Source organism: Hymenobacter sp. DG25A (genome assembly GCF_001280305.1).
Classification (GTDB): Bacteria; Bacteroidota; Bacteroidia; order Cytophagales; family Hymenobacteraceae; genus Hymenobacter.
The window spans coordinates 3,102,154-3,121,822 of sequence record NZ_CP012623.1 but is presented as its reverse complement, the minus strand read 5'-3'; the positions used below and the strand labels follow the sequence as shown (position 1 = coordinate 3,121,822).

The 19,669-nt window shown below is 57.7% G+C and carries 18 protein-coding genes; 8 read left to right on the top strand and 10 right to left on the bottom strand.

The genetic code is table 11. The annotated features are described in order from the left end of the window. Positions 1 to 126: 126 nt before the first annotated feature. Entirely contained in the window at positions 127 to 3,171 is a 3,045-nt protein-coding gene (uvrA, locus tag AM218_RS13360; RefSeq protein WP_082318236.1) for an excinuclease ABC subunit UvrA, read from the top strand. Between the two features lie 55 nt (positions 3,172 to 3,226). Here uvrA and AM218_RS13355 read toward each other — a convergent pair whose 3' ends face one another. Genes AM218_RS13355 through AM218_RS13345 form a run of 3 tightly spaced genes read right to left on the bottom strand, consistent with a single transcriptional unit; the run spans position 3,227 to position 4,705 of the window. Next, positions 3,227 to 3,826: a DUF4142 domain-containing protein gene (locus tag AM218_RS13355; protein WP_054414348.1), complete on the bottom strand. Its 600-nt coding sequence runs from the start codon at positions 3,824 to 3,826 to the stop codon at positions 3,227 to 3,229. Between the two features lie 36 nt (positions 3,827 to 3,862). Next, the gene (locus tag AM218_RS13350; protein ID WP_054414347.1) at positions 3,863 to 4,102 is read right to left on the bottom strand and encodes a hypothetical protein; all 240 of its coding nucleotides are present in this window, start codon (positions 4,100 to 4,102) and stop codon (positions 3,863 to 3,865) included. A gap of 48 nt (positions 4,103 to 4,150) precedes the next feature. Continuing rightward, positions 4,151 to 4,705, bottom strand: coding sequence for a DUF4142 domain-containing protein (locus AM218_RS13345; protein WP_054414346.1), 555 nt, complete (start codon positions 4,703 to 4,705; stop codon positions 4,151 to 4,153). Between the two features lie 219 nt (positions 4,706 to 4,924). On the opposite strand from AM218_RS13345, the gene AM218_RS13340 reads away from it, so the two are divergent. Then, positions 4,925 to 5,770: a hypothetical protein gene (locus AM218_RS13340; protein ID WP_054414345.1), complete on the top strand. Its 846-nt coding sequence runs from the start codon at positions 4,925 to 4,927 to the stop codon at positions 5,768 to 5,770. A 74-nt stretch (positions 5,771 to 5,844) separates the two neighbouring features. Here AM218_RS13340 and AM218_RS13335 read toward each other — a convergent pair whose 3' ends face one another. Continuing rightward, complete coding sequence (locus tag AM218_RS13335; RefSeq protein WP_054414344.1) at positions 5,845 to 6,645, bottom strand: enoyl-CoA hydratase-related protein; 801 nt, start codon at positions 6,643 to 6,645, stop codon at positions 5,845 to 5,847. Between the two features lie 67 nt (positions 6,646 to 6,712). Next, positions 6,713 to 7,408 (bottom strand): 2-C-methyl-D-erythritol 4-phosphate cytidylyltransferase, encoded by a 696-nt coding sequence (locus AM218_RS13330; RefSeq protein ID WP_054414343.1) that lies wholly within the window; start codon positions 7,406 to 7,408, stop codon positions 6,713 to 6,715. A 155-nt stretch (positions 7,409 to 7,563) separates the two neighbouring features. On the opposite strand from AM218_RS13330, the gene AM218_RS13325 reads away from it, so the two are divergent. Then, on the top strand, positions 7,564 to 7,911 hold the full coding sequence (locus tag AM218_RS13325) for a hypothetical protein (RefSeq protein ID WP_197273973.1): 348 nt from the start codon (positions 7,564 to 7,566) through the stop codon (positions 7,909 to 7,911). Positions 7,912 to 7,984: 73 nt separating this feature from the next. Here AM218_RS13325 and queA read toward each other — a convergent pair whose 3' ends face one another. Then, positions 7,985 to 9,034 carry a tRNA preQ1(34) S-adenosylmethionine ribosyltransferase-isomerase QueA gene (queA, locus tag AM218_RS13320; RefSeq protein WP_054414342.1) on the bottom strand — a complete coding sequence of 350 codons (1,050 nt, stop codon included), beginning with the start codon at positions 9,032 to 9,034 and terminating at the stop codon, positions 7,985 to 7,987. 141 nt (positions 9,035 to 9,175) lie between these two features. On the opposite strand from queA, the gene AM218_RS13315 reads away from it, so the two are divergent. The 3 genes from AM218_RS13315 (at position 9,176) to AM218_RS13305 (ending at position 12,885) form a co-directional block, all read left to right on the top strand. Continuing rightward, positions 9,176 to 10,435 (top strand): ABC transporter permease, encoded by a 1,260-nt coding sequence (locus AM218_RS13315; RefSeq protein ID WP_054414341.1) that lies wholly within the window; start codon positions 9,176 to 9,178, stop codon positions 10,433 to 10,435. Positions 10,436 to 10,607: 172 nt separating this feature from the next. Beyond that, positions 10,608 to 11,471, top strand: coding sequence for an LOG family protein (locus AM218_RS13310; RefSeq protein WP_082318234.1), 864 nt, complete (start codon positions 10,608 to 10,610; stop codon positions 11,469 to 11,471). 229 nt (positions 11,472 to 11,700) lie between these two features. After that, the gene (locus AM218_RS13305; protein ID WP_054414340.1) at positions 11,701 to 12,885 is read left to right on the top strand and encodes a lycopene cyclase family protein; all 1,185 of its coding nucleotides are present in this window, start codon (positions 11,701 to 11,703) and stop codon (positions 12,883 to 12,885) included. A 173-nt stretch (positions 12,886 to 13,058) separates the two neighbouring features. On the opposite strand, the gene AM218_RS13300 is transcribed toward AM218_RS13305, so the two are convergent. From AM218_RS13300 to AM218_RS13290, 3 genes are all read right to left on the bottom strand, one after another. After that, the gene (locus AM218_RS13300) at positions 13,059 to 13,745 is read right to left on the bottom strand and encodes an ABC transporter ATP-binding protein (RefSeq protein ID WP_231717494.1); all 687 of its coding nucleotides are present in this window, start codon (positions 13,743 to 13,745) and stop codon (positions 13,059 to 13,061) included. A 127-nt stretch (positions 13,746 to 13,872) separates the two neighbouring features. Beyond that, positions 13,873 to 14,094 (bottom strand): DUF2795 domain-containing protein, encoded by a 222-nt coding sequence (locus tag AM218_RS13295; RefSeq protein ID WP_019948259.1) that lies wholly within the window; start codon positions 14,092 to 14,094, stop codon positions 13,873 to 13,875. Between the two features lie 138 nt (positions 14,095 to 14,232). Next, entirely contained in the window at positions 14,233 to 15,552 is a 1,320-nt protein-coding gene (locus AM218_RS13290) for a DUF349 domain-containing protein (RefSeq protein WP_054414338.1), read from the bottom strand. Positions 15,553 to 15,898: 346 nt separating this feature from the next. Between AM218_RS13290 and ettA the strand changes: the two genes are divergently transcribed. Together ettA and AM218_RS13280 are read left to right on the top strand one after the other, a co-directional pair. Beyond that, a complete protein-coding gene (ettA, locus tag AM218_RS13285) occupies positions 15,899 to 17,563 on the top strand; it encodes an energy-dependent translational throttle protein EttA (RefSeq protein ID WP_054414337.1) in 1,665 nt (554 codons plus the stop codon). Positions 17,564 to 17,768: 205 nt separating this feature from the next. Next, positions 17,769 to 18,911, top strand: a complete 1,143-nt coding sequence (locus tag AM218_RS13280; RefSeq protein ID WP_054414336.1) for a PAS domain-containing sensor histidine kinase — start codon at positions 17,769 to 17,771, stop codon at positions 18,909 to 18,911. Between the two features lie 34 nt (positions 18,912 to 18,945). Here the strand turns inward: AM218_RS13280 and AM218_RS13275 are convergent, their stop codons facing one another. Further along, on the bottom strand, positions 18,946 to 19,470 hold the full coding sequence (locus AM218_RS13275; RefSeq protein ID WP_054414335.1) for an inorganic diphosphatase: 525 nt from the start codon (positions 19,468 to 19,470) through the stop codon (positions 18,946 to 18,948). Positions 19,471 to 19,669: the final 199 nt, after the last annotated feature.

Below are 19,669 nucleotides of genomic sequence, written 5' to 3'. Positions count from 1 at the left end.
ACTGTTGACAACGTCTGACAGCCTTCTAACCCAGGCGGCGCTAAAGTCCTTGGGAAATAAGCTATTCACACTAGCCGCCGGGGTTCGTTTTACGTACCTTTGCAGACTTATCCGCTTCGCTGTTGCATGGCCAAAAAATCATCTGTATCCGCTTCTTCCACCACCTCCCGCAAAGGGCGCGCGTCTCAACCCGCTGCTCCTGCCACGGCAGTAGCCGTAGCCGATAACTTCGAACAGCATACTGCTGCCGTGCAGGCGGTGCCGCTGGCAGAGCAGGTCAGCGAAGCAGTGGTGGCTGCGCATTCCACTGTCCGGCCCTTGGCCGCCGATGTGGAGGCGCCGTTTATTGAAGTATACGGGGCGCGGGAGCACAACCTGAAGAACGTTACTGTCAAAATTCCGCGCGGCAAGCTGGTGGTCTTCACCGGTATTTCCGGCTCGGGCAAGTCGTCGTTGGCGTTTGATACGATTTACGCCGAAGGCCAGCGCCGCTACATGGAGACGTTTTCGGCCTATGCCCGCTCCTTCATGGGCGGGCTGGAGCGGCCCGATGTAGACAAGATTGAGGGCCTGTCGCCGGTTATCAGCATCGAGCAGAAAACCACCTCGCGCAACCCCCGCTCCACGGTAGGCACCATCACGGAGATTTACGATTTCCTGCGCCTGTTCTACGCCCGCACGGCCGAGGCGTTCAGCTATGCCACGGGCAAAAAGATGATCCGGCAGTCAGACGACCAGATCATCAACTACATTCTCAAGCACTTTGATACCGGCAAGCTGGTGGTGCTGGCACCAGTGGTGAAAGGCCGCAAAGGCCACTACCGCGAGCTGTTTCAGCAGATTGCCAAGCTGGGCTTCACCAAAGTGCGCGTAGATGGCGAGCTGCTCGACATCACGGCCAAGATGCAGGTGGACCGCTACAAAATTCACGACATCGAAATTGTCATTGACCGGCTGACGGTGAAGGAGGAGGACCGGTTCCGCCTCTCGGGCTCGGTGCAGAATGCGCTAACCCACGGCAAAGGCACCATGCTGGTGCTGGACCCCGATTCCGAGAAGACCCAGTTCTTCTCGCGCTTTCTGATGGACCCCACCACCGGCATTGCCTACGACGACCCGGCGCCGAATACCTTCTCCTTTAACTCGCCCTACGGCGCCTGCCCCGTGTGCAACGGCCTGGGCGAGGTGCAGGAAATCACCCGCGAGTCGGTGATGCCCGATACCAAGCTCAGCATCAGCCGGGGTGGCATTGCACCGCTGGGCGAGTACCGCGACATCTGGATTTTCCAGCAGCTGGGCCTGATTCTCAAAAAGCACAAAGCCAGCCTGAGCACGCCCATTGATAAGCTGCCCGCCGAGCTGGTGGACCGCATGCTGCACGGCATTCCGGAAGATGAAGACGCCGACCCCAAAAAAGCAGGCTATACCGAGCCGTTTGAAGGCATTATTCCCTTCCTGCGCCGGCAGATGGATTCCGAGTCGGATAACATCCGGGAATGGATTCAGCAGTACACCCAGGCCAAAGAGTGTCCTGAGTGCCACGGCTACCGCCTGAAGAAAGAAAGCCTACACTTCAAAATTGCCGACCACCACATTGGTGAGCTGTCGGTGATGGATATTAAGCAGCTGGCGGAGTGGTTTGAGGATCTGGAAAACCGCCTGACGGACCGACAGAACCTGATTGCGCGCGAGCTGCTGAAGGAAATCCGCAAGCGCATCGGCTTTTTGCTGGAAGTGGGCCTGGATTACCTGGATCTGCACCGCTCCGTGCGCACGCTCTCGGGCGGCGAAAGCCAGCGCATTCGTCTGGCCACGCAGATTGGTACCCAGCTGGTGGGCGTGCTCTACATTATGGACGAGCCCAGCATTGGCCTGCACCAGCGCGACAACGAGCGGCTGATCAAGGCCCTGCAGCACCTGCGGGATTTGGGCAACTCCGTGATTGTGGTGGAGCACGACAAGGACATGATTATGCACGCCGACCACGTGCTGGACATTGGTCCGGGCGCGGGCATCCATGGCGGGCACATTGTGGCCGAAGGCACGCCAAAGGAAATCTTCTCCAGCGGCTCGCTCACCTCCCAGTATCTCAGTGGCCAGAAGCACATTGAGCTGCGCAAAACCAAGCGCACCGGCGACGGGGGCGAGCTGGTGCTGAAAGGCGCCAAAGGCCACAACCTGAAAAACGTGACGGCGAAATTCCCCCTGGGCAAGTTCATTGCCGTCACGGGCGTGTCGGGCTCGGGCAAGTCCTCGCTTATTCACGATACGCTATACCCCATCCTCAACCAGTACTTCTTTAATGCCAAGCGCGAGCCGCTGGCTTACGGCAGCATTGAAGGGCTGGACCTGATTGATAAGGTGATTGAGGTGGATCAGTCGCCGATTGGGCGCACCCCGCGCTCCAACCCGGCCACCTACACGGGTGTGTTCACGGAGATTCGTCAGCTGTATTCCTCGCTGCCGGAAGCCAAAATCCGGGGCTATGGGCCGGGGCGCTTCTCCTTCAACGTGAAGGGCGGGCGCTGCGAAACCTGCGAGGGCGCCGGCATGCGCACCATTGAAATGAACTTTCTGCCCGACGTGCACGTGCCCTGCGAAACCTGCAAAGGCCGCCGCTACAACCGCGAAACGCTGGAAGTGCGCTTCAAAGGCAAGTCGATTACCGACGTGCTGGACATGACGGTGGAAAAAGCCGTGGAGTTCTTTGAGTTTCAGCCCCGCATCCTGCGCAAAATCAAAACGCTGAATGAGGTGGGCCTGGGTTACCTCACGCTGGGCCAGCAGGCTACCACGCTATCCGGCGGCGAAGCGCAGCGCGTGAAGCTGGCCACGGAGCTCAGCAAAAAGGACACCGGCAAAACGTTCTATATCCTGGATGAGCCCACCACCGGTCTGCACTTCGAGGACATCAACCACCTGGCCGTGGTACTCCAGAAGCTGGCCGACAAAGGCAACACCGTCCTCATCATTGAGCATAACCTGGACCTGATTAAAGTGGCCGACTACGTTATTGACATCGGCCCCGAAGGTGGCGCGGGCGGCGGCTCTATTGTGGCGCAGGGTACGCCCGAGCAGGTGTCAAAAAGCAAGAAAGGCTACACAGCCCGCTTTCTGGCCGAGGAGCTGAAAACCAGCAAATACGCCGAGGAAGAAGCCCCGGTTGCCTAATAAAAAAAGCCTCTGTAATTACTACAGAGGCTTTTTTTTGATACAGCTTACACGGCTATTTGCGTTCCTTCACGGCGGCCAGCATTTTCTGGGCTTGTTCCAGATGGTGCTGAAGCACCGGGGTGGTTTTCTTGGCAAAGGCTTTAATGTCGGGGTCCATGGCTTTTTCTGAGGCTTCAATGAACTCCTTCACGTCTTTCTCATGGTCCTGCACCATTTCCCGCAGGTATTCCTTGTCCATATTGATGCCCGTTTTCTCGGTCACATCTTTATAGACGTCCTGCTGGTCTTCGCCCATAGCGGCGGGTAGGGTAATGTTCTTTTTCGCGGCCAGCGCCTTCAGCTCCGTGTTGGCTTTGGTGTGGTCGGTCACCATCATGTTGGCAAACTGCTTGGCCTCAGGAGTAGTGGCTTTGGCGGCTACGGCTTTGCCCAGCTCTACTTCCATCATGCCGCCACTGGCGGCTTTGGTCATGAACTCGGAGTCGTAATCCTTCTTTTCCTCCATCTTACTGGTGCCAGCGGAAGCCGTTGCGCTGTCGTTCTTGGCTTCATTTACTTCTTGGGCGGTTTCCACGGCGTCCTGCCGGGAGTTGCAGCCACTGCCTGCCAGCAGCAGGCTGGTGCAGAGCACGCCATATAGGGAAAGTTTCATGGGTTATAGCGTTAAAAGTTAAAGGATGGGAATAGACTACTTGCGGGTGGCCGCGGTATCCATAGCCGCGGCCGAGTCGGCGTCCGCTATTACGGTGGGGCCGGCATTATTATCAATAACGGTAGCATCTGCCTGCACACCCCCTTCTTCGGCGGCTTTGTCCATGTCACTTACCACTTCGCCGGCGGTGCCATCGGTGCGCTTATCGGTATTGCAGCCCGCACTCAGCGTGAGAACTGCCAGCAGGGGCAGGTAAGCAAACATTGCCTTTTTCATACGTGTTAAGGTGTTTTGGAAGTCGAAAGAAAAAAGAATCAGATAGGGTTATTTCAGATCCTCGGTCTGGTCTTCGAGGTCTTTGAGCTGGCTGAGGTGCTGCTGCACCACGGGCAGGTAGTTGGCGGCAAATCCGCGAATGTCGCCATCATAGGCGTCTTCGCGCATGTCGTCAAAAGCCTCGGCCAGTTGCTTATAGCTTTCCGTGAGCTGACCAATGTATTCCCGGTCGAAGCTGCCCCCGGTATAGCTGCCAAATTCGCGGTAGCGCTTCTGCTGCTCGGCGCCCAGGCCGGTAGGTAGCACAATGCTTTTCTGCTGCGCCAGATTCCGCAGGGCCTGGTCGAGGGTGGTGTGGCCTTTTTGCAGGGTGCCGGCCAGGGCGCGCACGGCGGGCAGGACCGCTTTCTGCTGGGCCAGCTGACTGAGCTGCACAGTGAGCTGACTGGCTACGGCCGTATTCACCATAAACTCGGCGTCGCGCTCCTGTTTTTTGGTGACGTCTTCGCTGCTGATGCGGCGCTCATTTTCGAATTTGGCTTCGGCTACGGGGTCTTTCTGGCTGGCATCGGGCGAGCAGGCAGCTGTTTGCAGCAACAGCATAGCCGGGAGGAGTACCCGGCCAAGAAAAGGCAACGGAAGGAGGGAAGAGCGTTGAGACATAGCCCTCTATACGAACCTACGCACCCCATGTTCCTTCAAAAGGAAAATCGAAAGACTGAAAAGTTCAAAGCGTAAATTTTTGGTATAGATTAAACCTTTTGAATATTCTGCTTTCTAAGCCGCCAAACCATTTCTTCCACCGTTCAAACTCCTGCTCCTATGTACGTTTCTGCCCTTCGTTCCGTGTGTTTTTCGGCCCTGGCCGCTGCCTGCCTGCTCCTGGCGGGCTGTAACAAAGAAAGTGATGAGCTAAGCCCCGACCGCACGGCCTCCGCCGAGGACTATGCTACGGTAGAAGAGGAGAACGTAACCATGAGTGACCTGACGGCTGCTGCCGAGCCCGCCGACTTAACCGCCTCCGGCAGCCCGGCCGTAGCCCCCGACGACCTGCGCCTGATCCTGCCGGACTGTGCCACCCGCACCTACAATGCCGTTACCCGCACCCTCACCCTGTATTTTGGCCCCACCAATTGCCTGGATGCCCGCGGCGTAGCCCGGCGCGGAAAAATGGTGGTTGTGTTTCAGGGCGAGCGGCGGCAGCCCGGCGCCTCCGCCACCATTTCCCTCGTTGACTATTACGTGAACGACCGGCACCATACCGGCACGCGCATCATCACTACCCTGGAAAAGGGCTCTTACAGCCTGCTGGTGCAGGATGCCAGCGTCACCACGCCCAATGGCACGGCCACCTGGAACTCGGAGCGCACCTACACCCGCACCGCTGGCTTTGGCACCCGCACCGTGTTCGATGATGAATACAAAGTAACTGGTAATGCCTCCGGGGTAAACCGCAAAGGCGTGGCCTATACCGCTCAGATTGAGCAGCCGCTGGTGAAAGTATTGCGCCGGGGCTGCGCCCGGCATTTTGTGGCCGGTACTATCAACATCACCAACTACAAAAACCGCAGCCTGCTGCTCAACTACGACCCCACCGGCACCCAGGCCTGCGACAACATTGCCTCCGTTACCATCGACGGCAAAACCCGCCTGATTAACCTGCGCTAAGCAATAGTCAAAACATGAAAAGGCCCTGTGCAGGAATGCGCAGGGCCTTTTTTGTGCAGGAACAGCGGGCCTGCCTATTCGCCTTTAAAAACGGGCTTGCGCTTTTCGGCGAAGGCCTGGACGCCCTCCTGGTAGTCCGCCGACTCGCCGGCAATCTGCTGGCAGTGGGCTTCGTAGTCCAGCATGTCATCCAGCGTGGCCGCTCCGGCTTTGTTCAGCATCTGTTTAATCAGGCCAATGGCTTTGGTGGGCGCGGCGGCGTAGCGGGCGGCCAGCGCGTAGGTAGCTTCGTCCAGCTGCTCGGGTGCCACCACCTGGTTCACTAAACCCAGCCGTAAGGCTTCCTTGGCAGGTACTTTGCTGCCCAGAGTGCACAGCTCAAACGCCTTCAGCGTGCCCACTAGGCGGGGCAAAAACCACGAGGAGCCTGAATCAGGCACCAGCCCAATATTGATGAAGACCTCAATCAGGGAAGCATCGGTGGAGGCTACAATGGCGTCACACGCCAGGGCCAGGGAGCAGCCCGCGCCGGCGGCCACGCCGTTGAGGCGACAGATGATGGGCTTGGGTAGGGCCCGCATAGCCCGGATAATGGGGTTGTAGCGCTTGTGCAGGGAATCGTAGAACGAGCGTTTCTCGCCGCTGCTGGCGCCCTTCAAATCCTGGCCCGAGCAGAAGGCCCGGCCAGCGCCCGTGAGCACCACCACACGCACCCGCGTATCCCGGGTTACCTGCTTCAGCGCGTCCTGCAGCTCATAGCTCTGCGGGTCGTTGAAGGCATTGAACACATCGGGACGGTTCAGGGTGATGGTGGCCACGCCATCGGGGCGTACCTCGTAGATCAGGCAGGTATAGGTAGGCTGGGTAGGTTGCATAGAAAAGCAGTTGGGTACAGATGGGGCTGGCAAAGTAACCGCATCAGCGGAAATATTGCACTGGATATCAGATGGTGGGCTGCGCGGCGCGCAGGAAGGTTTCCGCTACCAAAAGGTCTTCCGGGGTGGTAATCTTCAGGTTGCGGTAGTCGCCCTCCACCAGCCGGATGGGGTGCAGATCTTCCACCACGCTGGCATCGTCCGTGAAGGTGGGCAACTCGGGCAGCTGGTAAGCGCGCTGTAGCAGCTGTAGCTCAAAGCATTGCGGGGTTTGTACCAGGCGCAGCCGGGAGCGGTCCAGGGCATAGGAACCATTCTGGGATAAGCCCCGCACGGAGTCTTTGGGCACCACGGCCGCCACGGCGGCTCCGTGCTCTTCTGCGGCTGCATAGGTATTGTTTATGACGGCAAACGACGTGAGCGGCCGCACGCCATCATGCACCGCCACCACTCCCTCCGTGGCACTGGCGGCCAGCTCCGCGAGGCCCAGGTGTACGGATGCCCAGCGCGAGGCCCCGCCGGCCACCACGGTGTGCGGAATCTGCACGGCGTGTTCCTCACAGAGCAGCTGCCAGGCCGTAAATGCATCGGCCGGAAGCACCAGCACGATGCGCTGCACCTGCAAAGCAGGGTTGGCGAAGCGGCGCAGGGTATGCAGCAGCACCGGCTCACCCAGCAGGCTTAGGAACTGCTTGGGGCGGTCGGCGCCCATGCGTGTGCCGCTGCCGCCGGCAACGATAATGGCAAAGCGGGGAAGAGGCATAAAAAGCTAAAAAAAGACGTTGGCCGGAATCAGCCGCGGCCCGGGCCACGCCCAAAAATAGCGTATATTCGGTAAGGCCGCCTGCCGCAGTGTGCCGCCCAACTATGGCCCGGTTTCCGGCCCGGATCTGCCTTCGCCTTTATCCTGATATAGCTATGATAATGCCAACCAGCCCCTCCGCTTCCTCTGCACCTTCCCTTCCTGCCTCTGCTTCCTGTGCGGAAGTTATTCCACCCCAGACTATCAGGGCGCTGGCCATTGGTGCCCGGGCCACCGGCGTAGAGGCCATTGGGGCCCGCAGTATGGGCGCTCTGGCCCTGGGCGCCATGGTTTTTGGAGCCGTAGCCATTGGGGCGCTGGCCATTGGCCGGCTGGCGGTACGCCGCCTGTCGGTGCGCGCGTCCCGGCTGGGGCACGTGGAAATAGAGCATCTAACCATTAAGCGCTTGCAGGTGGGCGAACTGCTGGTAACCGGGCAGGTTAGTATGCCATCGGGCCGCTGAGCCAGTAGCTGCTGTAAACAAAAAGCCCGGCTGCGTTGGCAACCGGGCTTTCAGTATTGGTCCAATTAAGAGACTACAGAATCAGCATGGCGTCGCCGTAGCTGAAGAACTTGTATTTCTCTTTGATAGCCGTTTGATAAGCCTCAATAAGAAGGTCGTAGCCGGCGAAGGCGGCGGCCAGCATCATCAGCGTGCTTTCCGGGGTATGGAAGTTGGTCAGCAGGCAGTTGGCAATTTTGAAATCGTACGGAGGGAAGATAAACTTATCCGTCCAGCCCTCGGTCGCCTTCAGGCGGGAATTGGCTGATACCGACGACTCCATGGCGCGCATAGAGGTGGTGCCAACGGCGCAAACCCGCTTTTTGCGGTCCAGAGCCCGGTTTACGATGGTAGCCGTTTCGGGGGGGACCACAAAGTTCTCCGAATCCATTTTGTGCTTGGTCAGGTCTTCCACGTCAACGGCGCGGAAAGTGCCCAGGCCCACGTGCATCGTAACCGCCGCCACCTCTACGCCTTTAATTTCCAGACGCTTCATTACCTCGCGCGTGAAGTGCAGACCGGCCGAAGGCGCGGCCACAGCACCCGTGTGCTTGGCGTAAATAGTCTGGTAACGCTCTTTGTCGGCTGGCTCGGCTTCGCGGGTGATAGACTCCCGGGGAAGGGGTGTTTCGCCCAGGTCGTGCAGCGCTTTATAGAACTCCTCGTCGGTACCATCAAACAGGAACTTGATGGTACGGCCGCGGGAAGTAGTGTTGTCAATTACTTCCGCCACCATATCGGACTCGCCGAAGTATAGCTTGTTGCCCACGCGGATTTTGCGGGCCGGGTCTACCAGCACGTCCCACAGGTGAATTTCCTTGTTCAGCTCACGCAGCAGGAACACTTCAATCTTGGCGCCGGTCTTTTCCTTGTTGCCGTAGAGGCGGGCCGGAAACACTTTCGTGTCATTCACCACCATCACGTCGCCTTCGTCGAAGTACTCAATGATGTCTTTGAACACCCGGTGCTCAATCTTGCCACTGTCACGGTGCAAAACCATCAGCCGAGATTCGTCACGCGTTTTGGCGGGGTGCTGTGCTACCAGATTTTCGGGCAGGTCAAATTTGAACTCGGATAGTTTCATGGGCCAGAAAGGGCAATAGTAGGGGAACCTAACGAAAAATTTGAGGGCACGAAAGTACGCACAATGGCTGGATTAATTGTTACTTTCCGGCCGAAATCTGGTTATTGCCCTTATTGGGTCCCGCCCTCAACTTAGCTCCCTATGAAAGCCTTGCGTCTGACTCTTGAGAGCTTCCGGTTTGCATGGCAGGCACTGAAATCAAACCTGTTGCGCACCATTTTGTCTTTGCTGGGCGTCACGGTGGGCATCTTCGCCATCATTGCCGTGTTTGCCGTGGTAGATTCTTTGGAGGCCAACGTGCGCCAGAGCATGAGCTTTGTGGGCGATAAGGTGATTTACGTGGCGAAATGGCCCTGGGCGTTTGGCGGCAATTACCCGTGGTGGAAATACTTCAACCGGCCGGTGCCTACCGTGCGCGAGTACCGCCTGCTGGAGCAAAACCTTACCTCCAACAATAAAGGGGTAGCCATCTTCGCCGCCACCGGCGGCAACACGCTCAAAGCCGGCAACAACAGCCTCGCCGACTGTGCCCTGCAGGGCGTGAGCTTTGCCTATCGGGTGGTATCGGATGTGCCCATTACGGAAGGGCGCTATTTCACGGCGCAGGAAATAGAGGCGGCGCGCCCGGTGGCCATTATCGGCTATGATATTGCCAGCAACCTGTTTCCCGGCCGCTCCGCCGTGGGCCAGGAGTTTAAAGCCAAAGGCCAGCGGTTTGTGGTAATTGGGGTGATGCAGAAAGAAGGCAAAAAGCTGCTGGACACCCCCAGCAACGACACCAACTGCCTGATTCCCTTCGGGGCCTTCAGCAAGATGTTTGCCCTGAGTACCGGGGGCATGACCGGCGTAACTCCCACTATAGCCGTGAAAGGCATCGATGCCGACCCCGGCCTGCTGAACCTGGAGGCCGAACTGCAGGGAGCCATGCGCAACATTCGCGGCCTGAAGCCTAAGGAGGAAGACAACTTTGCCCTGAACCGCCCCGAAATGCTGGCCAATGCCATTACCTCCCTTTTTTCCGTCATTGGCATTGCCGGGGCCGTTATTGGCTCCTTTGCCATTCTGGTAGGAGGCTTTGGTATTGCCAACATCATGTTCGTATCGGTAAAAGAGCGCACCAATATCATTGGTATTCAAAAGTCACTGGGCGCCAAAAACTACTTTATCCTGTTTCAGTTTCTGTTTGAAGCTGTTTTCCTGTGCCTGATTGGCGGGGCCGCCGGCATACTGCTGGTGTGGCTGCTTACGCTGATACCGCAGGAGGCCATGCCGCTATTCCTCTCCGCCGGCAATATTACCCTAGGCCTCACCATATCAGTGGTAATTGGTATGCTGGCCGGTATTGTGCCAGCCGTGCTGGCCGCCAATATGGACCCTGTGCTGGCCATCCGGGCCAAGTAGCCCTGCTGGTAACGAAAACTTAACGGGTGTAGGCCAGATAAGCACAAATCGTTAAATTGCGGGTCCGTACTTTGGGTCGCCCTGCTTTTGCGCAGGGCGTCTTTTTTTTGCCAATCCCACCCTTTTTATATCCCCAACGGTCATTCCAGACCGTTTTTTACGTCGAGACAGAATGACGAAACTTAAGAAAACCAGCAAAACTAAACTCTCCGATGAGGCCCTGAATGCCGGCAGCGGACAGACCATCAGCCAGCCCAACATCAACGATAATAAGATAACCAGCATCAGTGACCTGCGCGAGCAGTCCCATGGTATTCGTACCCTGCAGCTGGATGATGAGCAGCGCATCCGCAAAGCCTTCGTAGACAAAGACTGGAACGAAATCAAGATTGCCGACTCCTGGCAGATCTTCAAGGTGATGGCCGAGTTCGTGGAGGGCTTCGAGAAGATGACCAAAATTGGCCCGTGCGTGTCCATCTTCGGCTCGGCGCGCACCAAGCCCGATAACCCTTACTATCAGATGGCCGAGGAAATTGCGGCCAAGCTGGTGCGCCACGGCTACGGTGTTATCACGGGTGGTGGCCCCGGCATTATGGAGGCCGGCAACAAAGGCGCCCGCTCCGAGGGTGGCCGCTCCGTAGGCCTCAACATTGAGCTGCCCTTCGAGCAGTTCCACAACATCTACATTGACCCCGATAAGGTTATCAACTTCGATTACTTCTTTGTGCGCAAGGTGATGTTTGTGAAGTACGCCCAGGGCTTCATTGGCATGCCCGGCGGCTTTGGCACCCTGGACGAGCTGTTTGAGGCTATTACCCTCATTCAAACCAAGAAAATCGGCCGCTTCCCTATTGTTCTGGTAGGCTCGGCTTACTGGAATGGCCTGTTTAAGTGGATTGAGGAAGTGATGCTGCACGAGGAAAGCAACATCTCCGCCGAGGACATGCACCTGGTGCAGATTGTGGATGATGCCGCTTCGGCCGTAAAAATCATCGACGACTTCTACAGCAAATACCTGCTCTCGCCCAACTTCTAAACCTCGGATTCGCCCGGATTTTTTCGGATTTCACGGATTTTGTAGGTGGTGCTTTTGCTCCTTCACAAAACCGATGGACTTATTCGGCAGTTAATTGATTACAAAAGCCGCTTCTTCGGAGGCGGCTTTTTTGTTTAATGTTGTTCCTTCGCATTTAGTAAAATTGCCTGTTCAGGTCTCTGTTGCGCATATCCACGCCGCCTTGCTCAGCAAATCGTCCACAAAATCCGTGAAATCCGAAGAATCCGAGCGAATCCGTGATTATGACTACCTGCTGGCCGGCGGGGGCGCGGCGGGCCTGAGTCTGCTCTACCACCTGCTGCAGGAGCCCCGGCTGGCCGGCAAGCAGATTCTGCTGATTGAGCCCGAGCGCAAAGACCAGAACGACCGCACCTGGTCTTTCTGGGCTGATGCGCCCACGCTCTTTGATGGCGTAGTAGCACATGAGTGGGCGAAGCTGGCTTTCCGCAGCCCGGAGTTTGAGCAGGTATTTGCCCTGCAGCGCCACCGGTACAAAATGATTCGGGGCCTGGACTTTTACCGCTTCGTTAAGGCAGCTGTAGCCGCGGCCCCGCAGGTAACCTGGGTAACCGGCACCGTAGAGCGGCTGGAAGAAGCCCCGGGCGGCGTGGTAGCGCACACCAGCGCCGGTACCTTCTCCGCCCGCTACGCCTTCGATAGCCGCCCCCCGCAGCTGCAAAAACGGCCCGACAAGCACCGCTACCTGCTCCAGCACTTTGTGGGCTGGGAAGTGGAAACCGAACAGGACGTTTTCGATCCGGAAACGGTAGAGTTCATGGACTTCCGCGGAGCGCAGCAGCAGGAAGCGCGGTTTATGTACGTGCTGCCCTTCAGCAAGCGCCGGGCCCTGGTAGAGTACACCCTGTTTTCAGCCGAGATGCTGCCCAAAGCAGCCTATGAGGCCGAAATCAAAGCGTATCTGCACACGCTGGGCGTAGAAAAGTATCGGATAGAAGCCGAGGAGGTAGGCGCTATACCCATGACGGACCACCCGCTCCCGGCCGTGCAGAGTCCACATATCATCAACATTGGTACGCGGGGCGGCCGGGCCAAGCCCAGCACCGGCTACGCGTTTAAGCGCATTCAGCAACAGTCGGCAAGGCTGGTGGCGGCGCTGGCGGCTACCGGCCACCCACCTCAGGACCCCACCGGCGACCAATGGCAGTTCCGGCTATTCGATACCCTGCTGCTGGATGCCATGCAGCGCCGCGGCGAAAAAACCCGCGACATCTTCGCGCAACTGTTTCAGCGCAACCCGGTGGAGCGCATCTTTGATTTTCTGGATGAACGCACCACGCCCTGGGAGAATCTGCAGGTAATGCATTCCGTGTCGCCGTGGCCGTTCCTACGCTCCATCTGGCAGGTGCTGCGCGGCCGGCCGGGGCAGCGGTGAAAGGGATATAGGGCAATAATCCTCTATAAAATTCTCTGTCATCCTGAGCTGTGCGAAGGACCTTCTGCCCGCAGAACGAGTCGTTGTTACGCTTGCCGTTCAGCCGTGAGAAGGTCCTTCGCAAGCTCAGGATGACAGAAAGATTGTTGGAGTAGAGGTTACTTGGGGTCAGCTTATAGCCTCACCTCTAAGCTTTCTTCACTCTCCAAAAAGGCCCTCTCCATTTGCACGGCTTCTGCTGATAACGGCTGGAGCTGGGGTTGCGGGCGGGACAGATTCAGGAGGTAGCCGGGCAGGGCGGCCAGATTATCCAGGTCGTGGGTGATGCAGAGAATGGTTTTGCCTTCGTTGTGCACCCAGCTTTTCAGCAAATCAAATACGCGGCGGCGGTAGTACACGTCCAGCTGTTGGGTGGGCTCATCCAGCAGGTATAGGCCGGCATCTTGCAGGCTGAGCTGGGCCAGCCATACCAGCTGCTGTTCGCCGCCGCTGAGCTGGGTAAAGTCGCGACGGGCCAGGTGGGCGGCGCCTACGCGGGCCAGCGCCTGCTCAGTGAGGGTGTAGTCGGTGGGGGAGTAGTTGCTCAGGAAGCGGTGGTGGCGGTAACGGCCCATTACCACCAGCTCCCGCACCTCAATGGGAAATGAAACGGAGCTGCGCTGGGGAAGGTGCGCCAAAAGCCCTTCGGCCGCCGGCCGGTGTACGGTGCGCAGGTCGTGGCCGCCCAGGTGCACGGTACCATCGTAGGGAATTTGCCCCGTGAGGGCCCGAAAAAGGGTGGTTTTGCCGCAGCCGTTGTGCCCGATGATGGCCACGAAGGCGGGCTCGGGTACCAACAAAAAAAGGTTGCGGAGTAGCACGCGCTGTGCATACCCCGCAACCAATCCTTGAATGTTGAGTGCTGAGGGTTGAATGCTGGATGACTGATTATCTGCTTCTAAACCGATATCAATCATTCAACCTTCAACCTTTGACATTCAAAATTCCTTAATACTCGTCTTCGTTGAACATGAAGTCTTCTTTGGTCGGGTAGTCCGGCCAAACTTCTTCAATATTCTCGTAAGGCTGACCATCGTCTTCCAGAGCCTGCAGGTTTTCTACAACCTCCATCGGAGCGCCCGAGCGGATAGAATAGTCAATCAATTCGTCCTTGGTGGCGGGCCAGGGGGCATCTTCCAGATACGAAGCCAATTCCAGCGTCCAGTACATAGTCGTGTGTTGCTACAGAAAAAAGGTGGGCAAAAGTAGGTGTTCGGCAGTTAAAACCTAGCTACTGCTCAGGAAATAACCCAATAACAGCGGCAGATTACTTAACGAGCACAACGTAAAATAGTGTGCAAGGTTGAACTAAGCAACTAAACGCTGGCGCAGAAGTTCAATTAGCTCGTTTTTAGTGCGGATTTTTCTTTCGAACGTGCGGATCTTGCCCTGTAGCATGGTGCGGAAGGCTTCGTTGCCGGGCGAGTCGCTGAGCTTACCCAGGTTCTCTTCAAGCACTTCCTGCTCCTGGCGGTCGTACTTAATAAAATCGCGCAGGGCCTGCACCCGTACGTTGTATTGCTCCTCAGGCGTGCTGCTGGTATCTAGGCCGTTGGCCTGGCGCTTGCGCACGAAGTGCTCCAGAGCGCTGAGCTCAAATACTTTGTCGCAGGCAGCCAGAAACTGCTCCCACACCCGGTCCGACTCTTCGCCGCGCACGGGGCCCACCTTTTTCCAGGCGGCCTGCAGCTCCTTGGCGCGGGCCACGGCCTCGCCCATAGGGCGGTCCAGCAAGGCCACGGCTTCGTCTACCAAAGCCCGCTTGCGGTTCAGGTTTTCGTCGGCGCTGGAGCCGTTGCCGCCAGCGGCGGCCTCGGGGCGCTTGGTATTGATGTGCTCCTTCAGGCGCTCAAAGAAGTGGTTGTGCGCCGCCCGGAAGCGCGTCCAGAGCTCATTGGCCTGCTTGCGGGGCAGGGAGCCATCCACTTCTTTCCAGTCCAGCTGCAGCTGCTTGAGCTTGCGGGTGGTTTCCTCAAACTCCGTGGAATTCTTGATGGCTTCCGACTTATGAATCAGCTCTTTGTATTTGTCGTAGACGCGGTTGGTCATGGCCTTTTTCTCGGCCTGAAACTGCTTGCGCTTGGCAAAGAAACCCTCTACGGCATCATGAAAGCGGGTATCCAGCTCCTCAATGAGCTGTTTCTCAACGGGCCCGGTCTTAATCCAGGCCTGACGCAGCTCCTTGATGGTGTCGGCGGCGCCCTGCCAGTCTACGGTATCGTGCAGGGCCTCTGCTTCCTTGATCAGGTTAATCTTGGTGGCCAGGTTTTTCTCGCGGTTGCGGGCCACCATAACCTTGATGTTCTCCTCCGCGTCGGTGAGGCGGCGGTGCAGGCTGGCAAAGTCGCCCAGGCCGTCGTAGGCAGCTACCTGCTCTTTCAGGTGTAGGGCTTTCATCAGGAAGGAGCCCTTATTTTCAGCCTCCTCCATCTTCTGGAGCAGGTCGTCTACTTTGGTGCGGAAGGCTTCGAAACGTTGGGCGAAGTACGTCAAAGACGCCTCCTCCGATTCTTTCACCTGTCCCACCTGCCGGGCGGGCAGGTCCATGAACGGGTGCAGCCACACCTGGTCGCCCTGGATGTAGCCATAACGGCGGGCTTCGGCCAGCAGGTGGTCAGTTGGTTCCATACTTAGAATAGCGAGAGCGGCAATAGATGGCCGAACGGGGTAGGTTAAACAAATTATTACAAGTGTACGGCTTGCGGCGCAATTTCGGTATACCCAGGCTCGGTAGTATAGCCATGGGAAAGCCGCCCTGCGCTGCCTACCTTTGGCTGCCCGAAAGCCCGTATGGCCGCAACAACTGCCATACGCAACTTCTTCCGGCTACGGTTCCCCCACCAACTCGGTTATTCTCAGCTTCTCAACTCCTGTGGGTAAGCTGGTGCGGCGGGTGTACCTTCGCCGGGCTTGCGCCGCCAGAGGGCGGTAACCGGGCCTTCTCCACGTCACGATTTTTTAATTCTTTCTCTGCATGAGCGACCAGACCATTATTTTTTCCATGGCCGGCGTGAGTAAAATCTACCCGCCGCAGAAACAGGTTCTTAAAAATATTTACCTCTCGTTTTTCTACGGAGCCAAAATCGGCGTACTCGGTCTGAACGGCTCGGGTAAATCTTCGCTGTTGAAAATTATTGCCGGCGTCGACAAGCAGATTCAGGGCGAAGTAGTCTGGTCGCCGGGCTACTCGGTGGGCTATCTGGAGCAGGAGCCCCAGCTCGATGCCAACAAAACCGTACTGGAAGTAGTGCAGGAAGGCGCCGCCGAAACGGTAGCCCTGCTGAAGGAGTTTGACGAAATCAACGAAGCCTTTGGGGCCGAAGACGCGGACTTTGACAAGCTGCTGGAGCGCCAGGGCGCCGTGCAGGAGCGCCTGGACCACCTGGACGCATGGAACCTGGACAGCCGGCTGGAGCGCGCCATGGATGCCCTGCGCACCCCCGACCCCGAGGCCATGATTGGCAACCTTTCCGGGGGCGAGAAGCGCCGCGTGGCCCTCTGCCGCCTGCTGCTGCAGGAGCCCGACGTGCTGCTGCTGGACGAACCTACCAACCACCTGGACGCCGAGTCGGTGCTGTGGCTGGAGCAGCACCTGCAGCAATACAAAGGCACCGTTATAGCCGTGACCCACGACCGCTACTTCCTGGATAACGTAGCCGGCTGGATTCTGGAGCTGGACCGCGGCGAGGGTATTCCGTGGAAAGGCAACTACTCTTCCTGGCTGGAGCAGAAGTCTAACCGCTTAGCCCAGGAAGAGAAAACCGAGAGCAAGCGCCAGAAAACGCTGCAGCGCGAGCTGGAGTGGGTGCGCATGGCCCCCAAGGCCCGCCAGGCCAAGAGTAAGGCCCGCCTGGCCGGCTACGATAAAATGATAAACGAAGACGCCAAGGAGAAGGAGCAGAAGCTGGAGTTGTTCATCCCGGACGGCCCGCGTCTGGGTTCCCAGGTTATCGAAGCGCACGGCATCACCAAAGCCTTCGGCGACAAGCTCCTGTTTGAAAACCTTTCCTTCAACCTGCCCCAAGGTGGCATTGTGGGCATCATTGGGCCCAACGGCGCGGGTAAAACCACGTTGTTCCGCCTTATCACGCACCAGATAGAGCCCGATGCCGGCACGTTTGTGGTAGGCCCCACGGTGCAAACCGCCTACGTAGACCAGCAGCACGATACCCTGGACCCCAATAAATCGGTGTTCGAAACCATTTCCGGCGGCACCGAAACTATGATGCTGGCCGGGCGCCCCGTGAATGCCCGCGCCTACGTGAGCAACTTCAACTTCCGCGGCGGCGACCAGGAAAAGAAAGTGGGTATGCTTTCCGGGGGCGAGCGGAACCGCGTGCACCTGGCTACTACCCTTAAGCAAGGCGCCAACCTGCTGCTACTCGACGAACCCACCAACGACCTGGACGTGAATGCCATCCGGGCCCTGGAAGATGCCCTGGAGAACTTTGCTGGCTGCGCCGTTATCATCAGTCACGACCGGTGGTTCCTCGACCGTCTGGCCACGCACATTCTGGCTTTTGAAGGCGACTCGCAGGTGGTATGGTTTGAAGGCAACTTCTCCGACTACGAAGAAGCCAAGAAGAAGCGCCTGGGCGACGTGGAGCCGAAGCGCGTGCGCTATAAAAAACTCACGTAAGACAGAATTTTCCTAAAAAACCGGCCCCACCTCCTCAATAGCAGGAGCGTGGGGCCGGTTTTGTGTTTTCCGGCCTTCGGCAGAAAAGCCACTTCCTTTCCAAAGCCGCCGCCCGGACAGGAGGCCAAGCCCTGGGTTAACCTTCCGCAACGAAACCCGGGTGCGGGCGGTATAGCTGGGCAACAACGCTCCTGTATTTCCGCGCATGTCTCCTGCTCCCGACCTGTTTGCCTCCTTAGCCGCGCACGATTCCGTGGTTTATTTCTCCTATCGTCCTGCCGATAAGCAGGTGCTGTATGTAAGTGCTGCCTACGAGCAGGAACTGGGCGGCCATATTGATAAAGTAAACGAGGAACTGCCCGGCTGGCTGGCCGTGCTGCACCCCGATGACCGCCCCTACCTGGCAGAGTGCATAGATTTTGCCGCCACCGGCCGGCTGGTGGAGGACATGAACATACGGCTGATTAACCCCGACGGCACCCTACGCTGGCTGTGTATGTCGGCTATTGGCTATGTGCCCGAGGGCAGTGCCGCCGCCGATGGCCTCCTGATTGGCGGTCACGTGCGCGACACTACCCGCTCGCGCAATGTGCTGGAGGTAGCCCGCCGCTACCAGAGCAAGAAAAACTCCATGCTCGAAATTCTGTCGCATGATCTGGCCAGCCCACTGGTGCTGGCGCAACAGATGGCCGATTATATTGCCGAGAGAGTAGAATCCCTCCACGATGCTCGCCTCAATGCCATGATTAGCGAGATGCGCACGGCCTGCCAGGAAGGCGTAACGCTGATCCGGGACTTTGTAGATCAGGAGTTTCTGGATTCCAGCAACGTGGATGTGCACCTGGAGCGCATGGATTTGGTGGAGCGAATGGGCATCCTGCTGGAAAACTATCAGCATCGGGAGCACGCTGCGGGCCATCATTTCTACTTCGAGACGTCACACCCCAGCATCTACGCTGATATTGATGAAAACAAGTTTATGCAGGTGATGAACAACCTGCTGGGCAATGCGCTGAAGTTTACGCCCGATGGCGGGCACCTGAGCGTGACCGTGATTCAGGAACCAGCCCACGTGCTGATTACGGTAGTCGATACGGGCATTGGCATTCCGGCGGAGCTACAGCCCGGCCTGTTCGAGCGCTTCACCCGGGCCCGCCGCCCAGGGCTGCGGGGAGAAAAAACCACCGGCCTGGGCATGTCCATCATCAAGACCATTGTGGAACTGCACCAGGGAAATATCTGGCTGGAAAGCGCCGAAAATCAGGGAACTACTTTCTTTATTGAGCTGCCCACTCCTAAAATGTATTTTAAAGTGAGCCCGGCTTTTGGGAAGAATGCTTGGCTCTAAGAGGGCTACAAAATTTCCCTACAGCCTAAGCCCATCATTGCCGGGCCTGCGCCAGTGAGGCGTGGGCCTTTTTGGCGCCTACCCGGTGCAGAACCTTGATTTCGCCGCCTTTGGCTTCTTTATACGAGTGGAAGAAATGCTCAATTTTATGCATCATCTCATTGGGTAAGTCGCTGATTCTGTGAATTATTTTGTGCAGGCGGGACGTGGCGGCTACGGCCAGCAGCCGGTCGTTGCGCTGGGTGGTGCCATCTTCTTCCTGCTGCTCAATTTCCAGTGCTCCAATCAGCCGGGCCTCCACTACGCAGCCCGGGAACGTAGGCGCATCCAGCAGCAAAACATCCAGCGGGTCGCCCTCGGCCGCTTTAGTGGAGGGCACAAAACCGAAATCGTAGGGGAAGCTATGGCCTTCCGGCAGCACGCCCTTCAGCTTAAAAGCCCCCAAGTCAGGATCAAAAGCTACTTTATTACGGCTGCCCTTGGGGGTTTCTACCACCACATGAATGCGGGTGCGGGAATTAGCAACGTACGCGGGCAGCTGGTGCAAAGCAGAGAACATAAGCAGAGAATAGCGTGGGCTGCTTCTACGACCTAATACCGGAACAATGTTATGGTTCAGGTGCCAGGAGCCCACACGCGGCCATGTCCGGGGCGGCAGTAAGTGCCTGCTCACCCTTCATTTTTCCAATAATTTTTTGCGGGCCATCAAACCAGTTTAGCCCGGCCGGGTGTATTTTTATCTTGGTCACCCGTGCTTT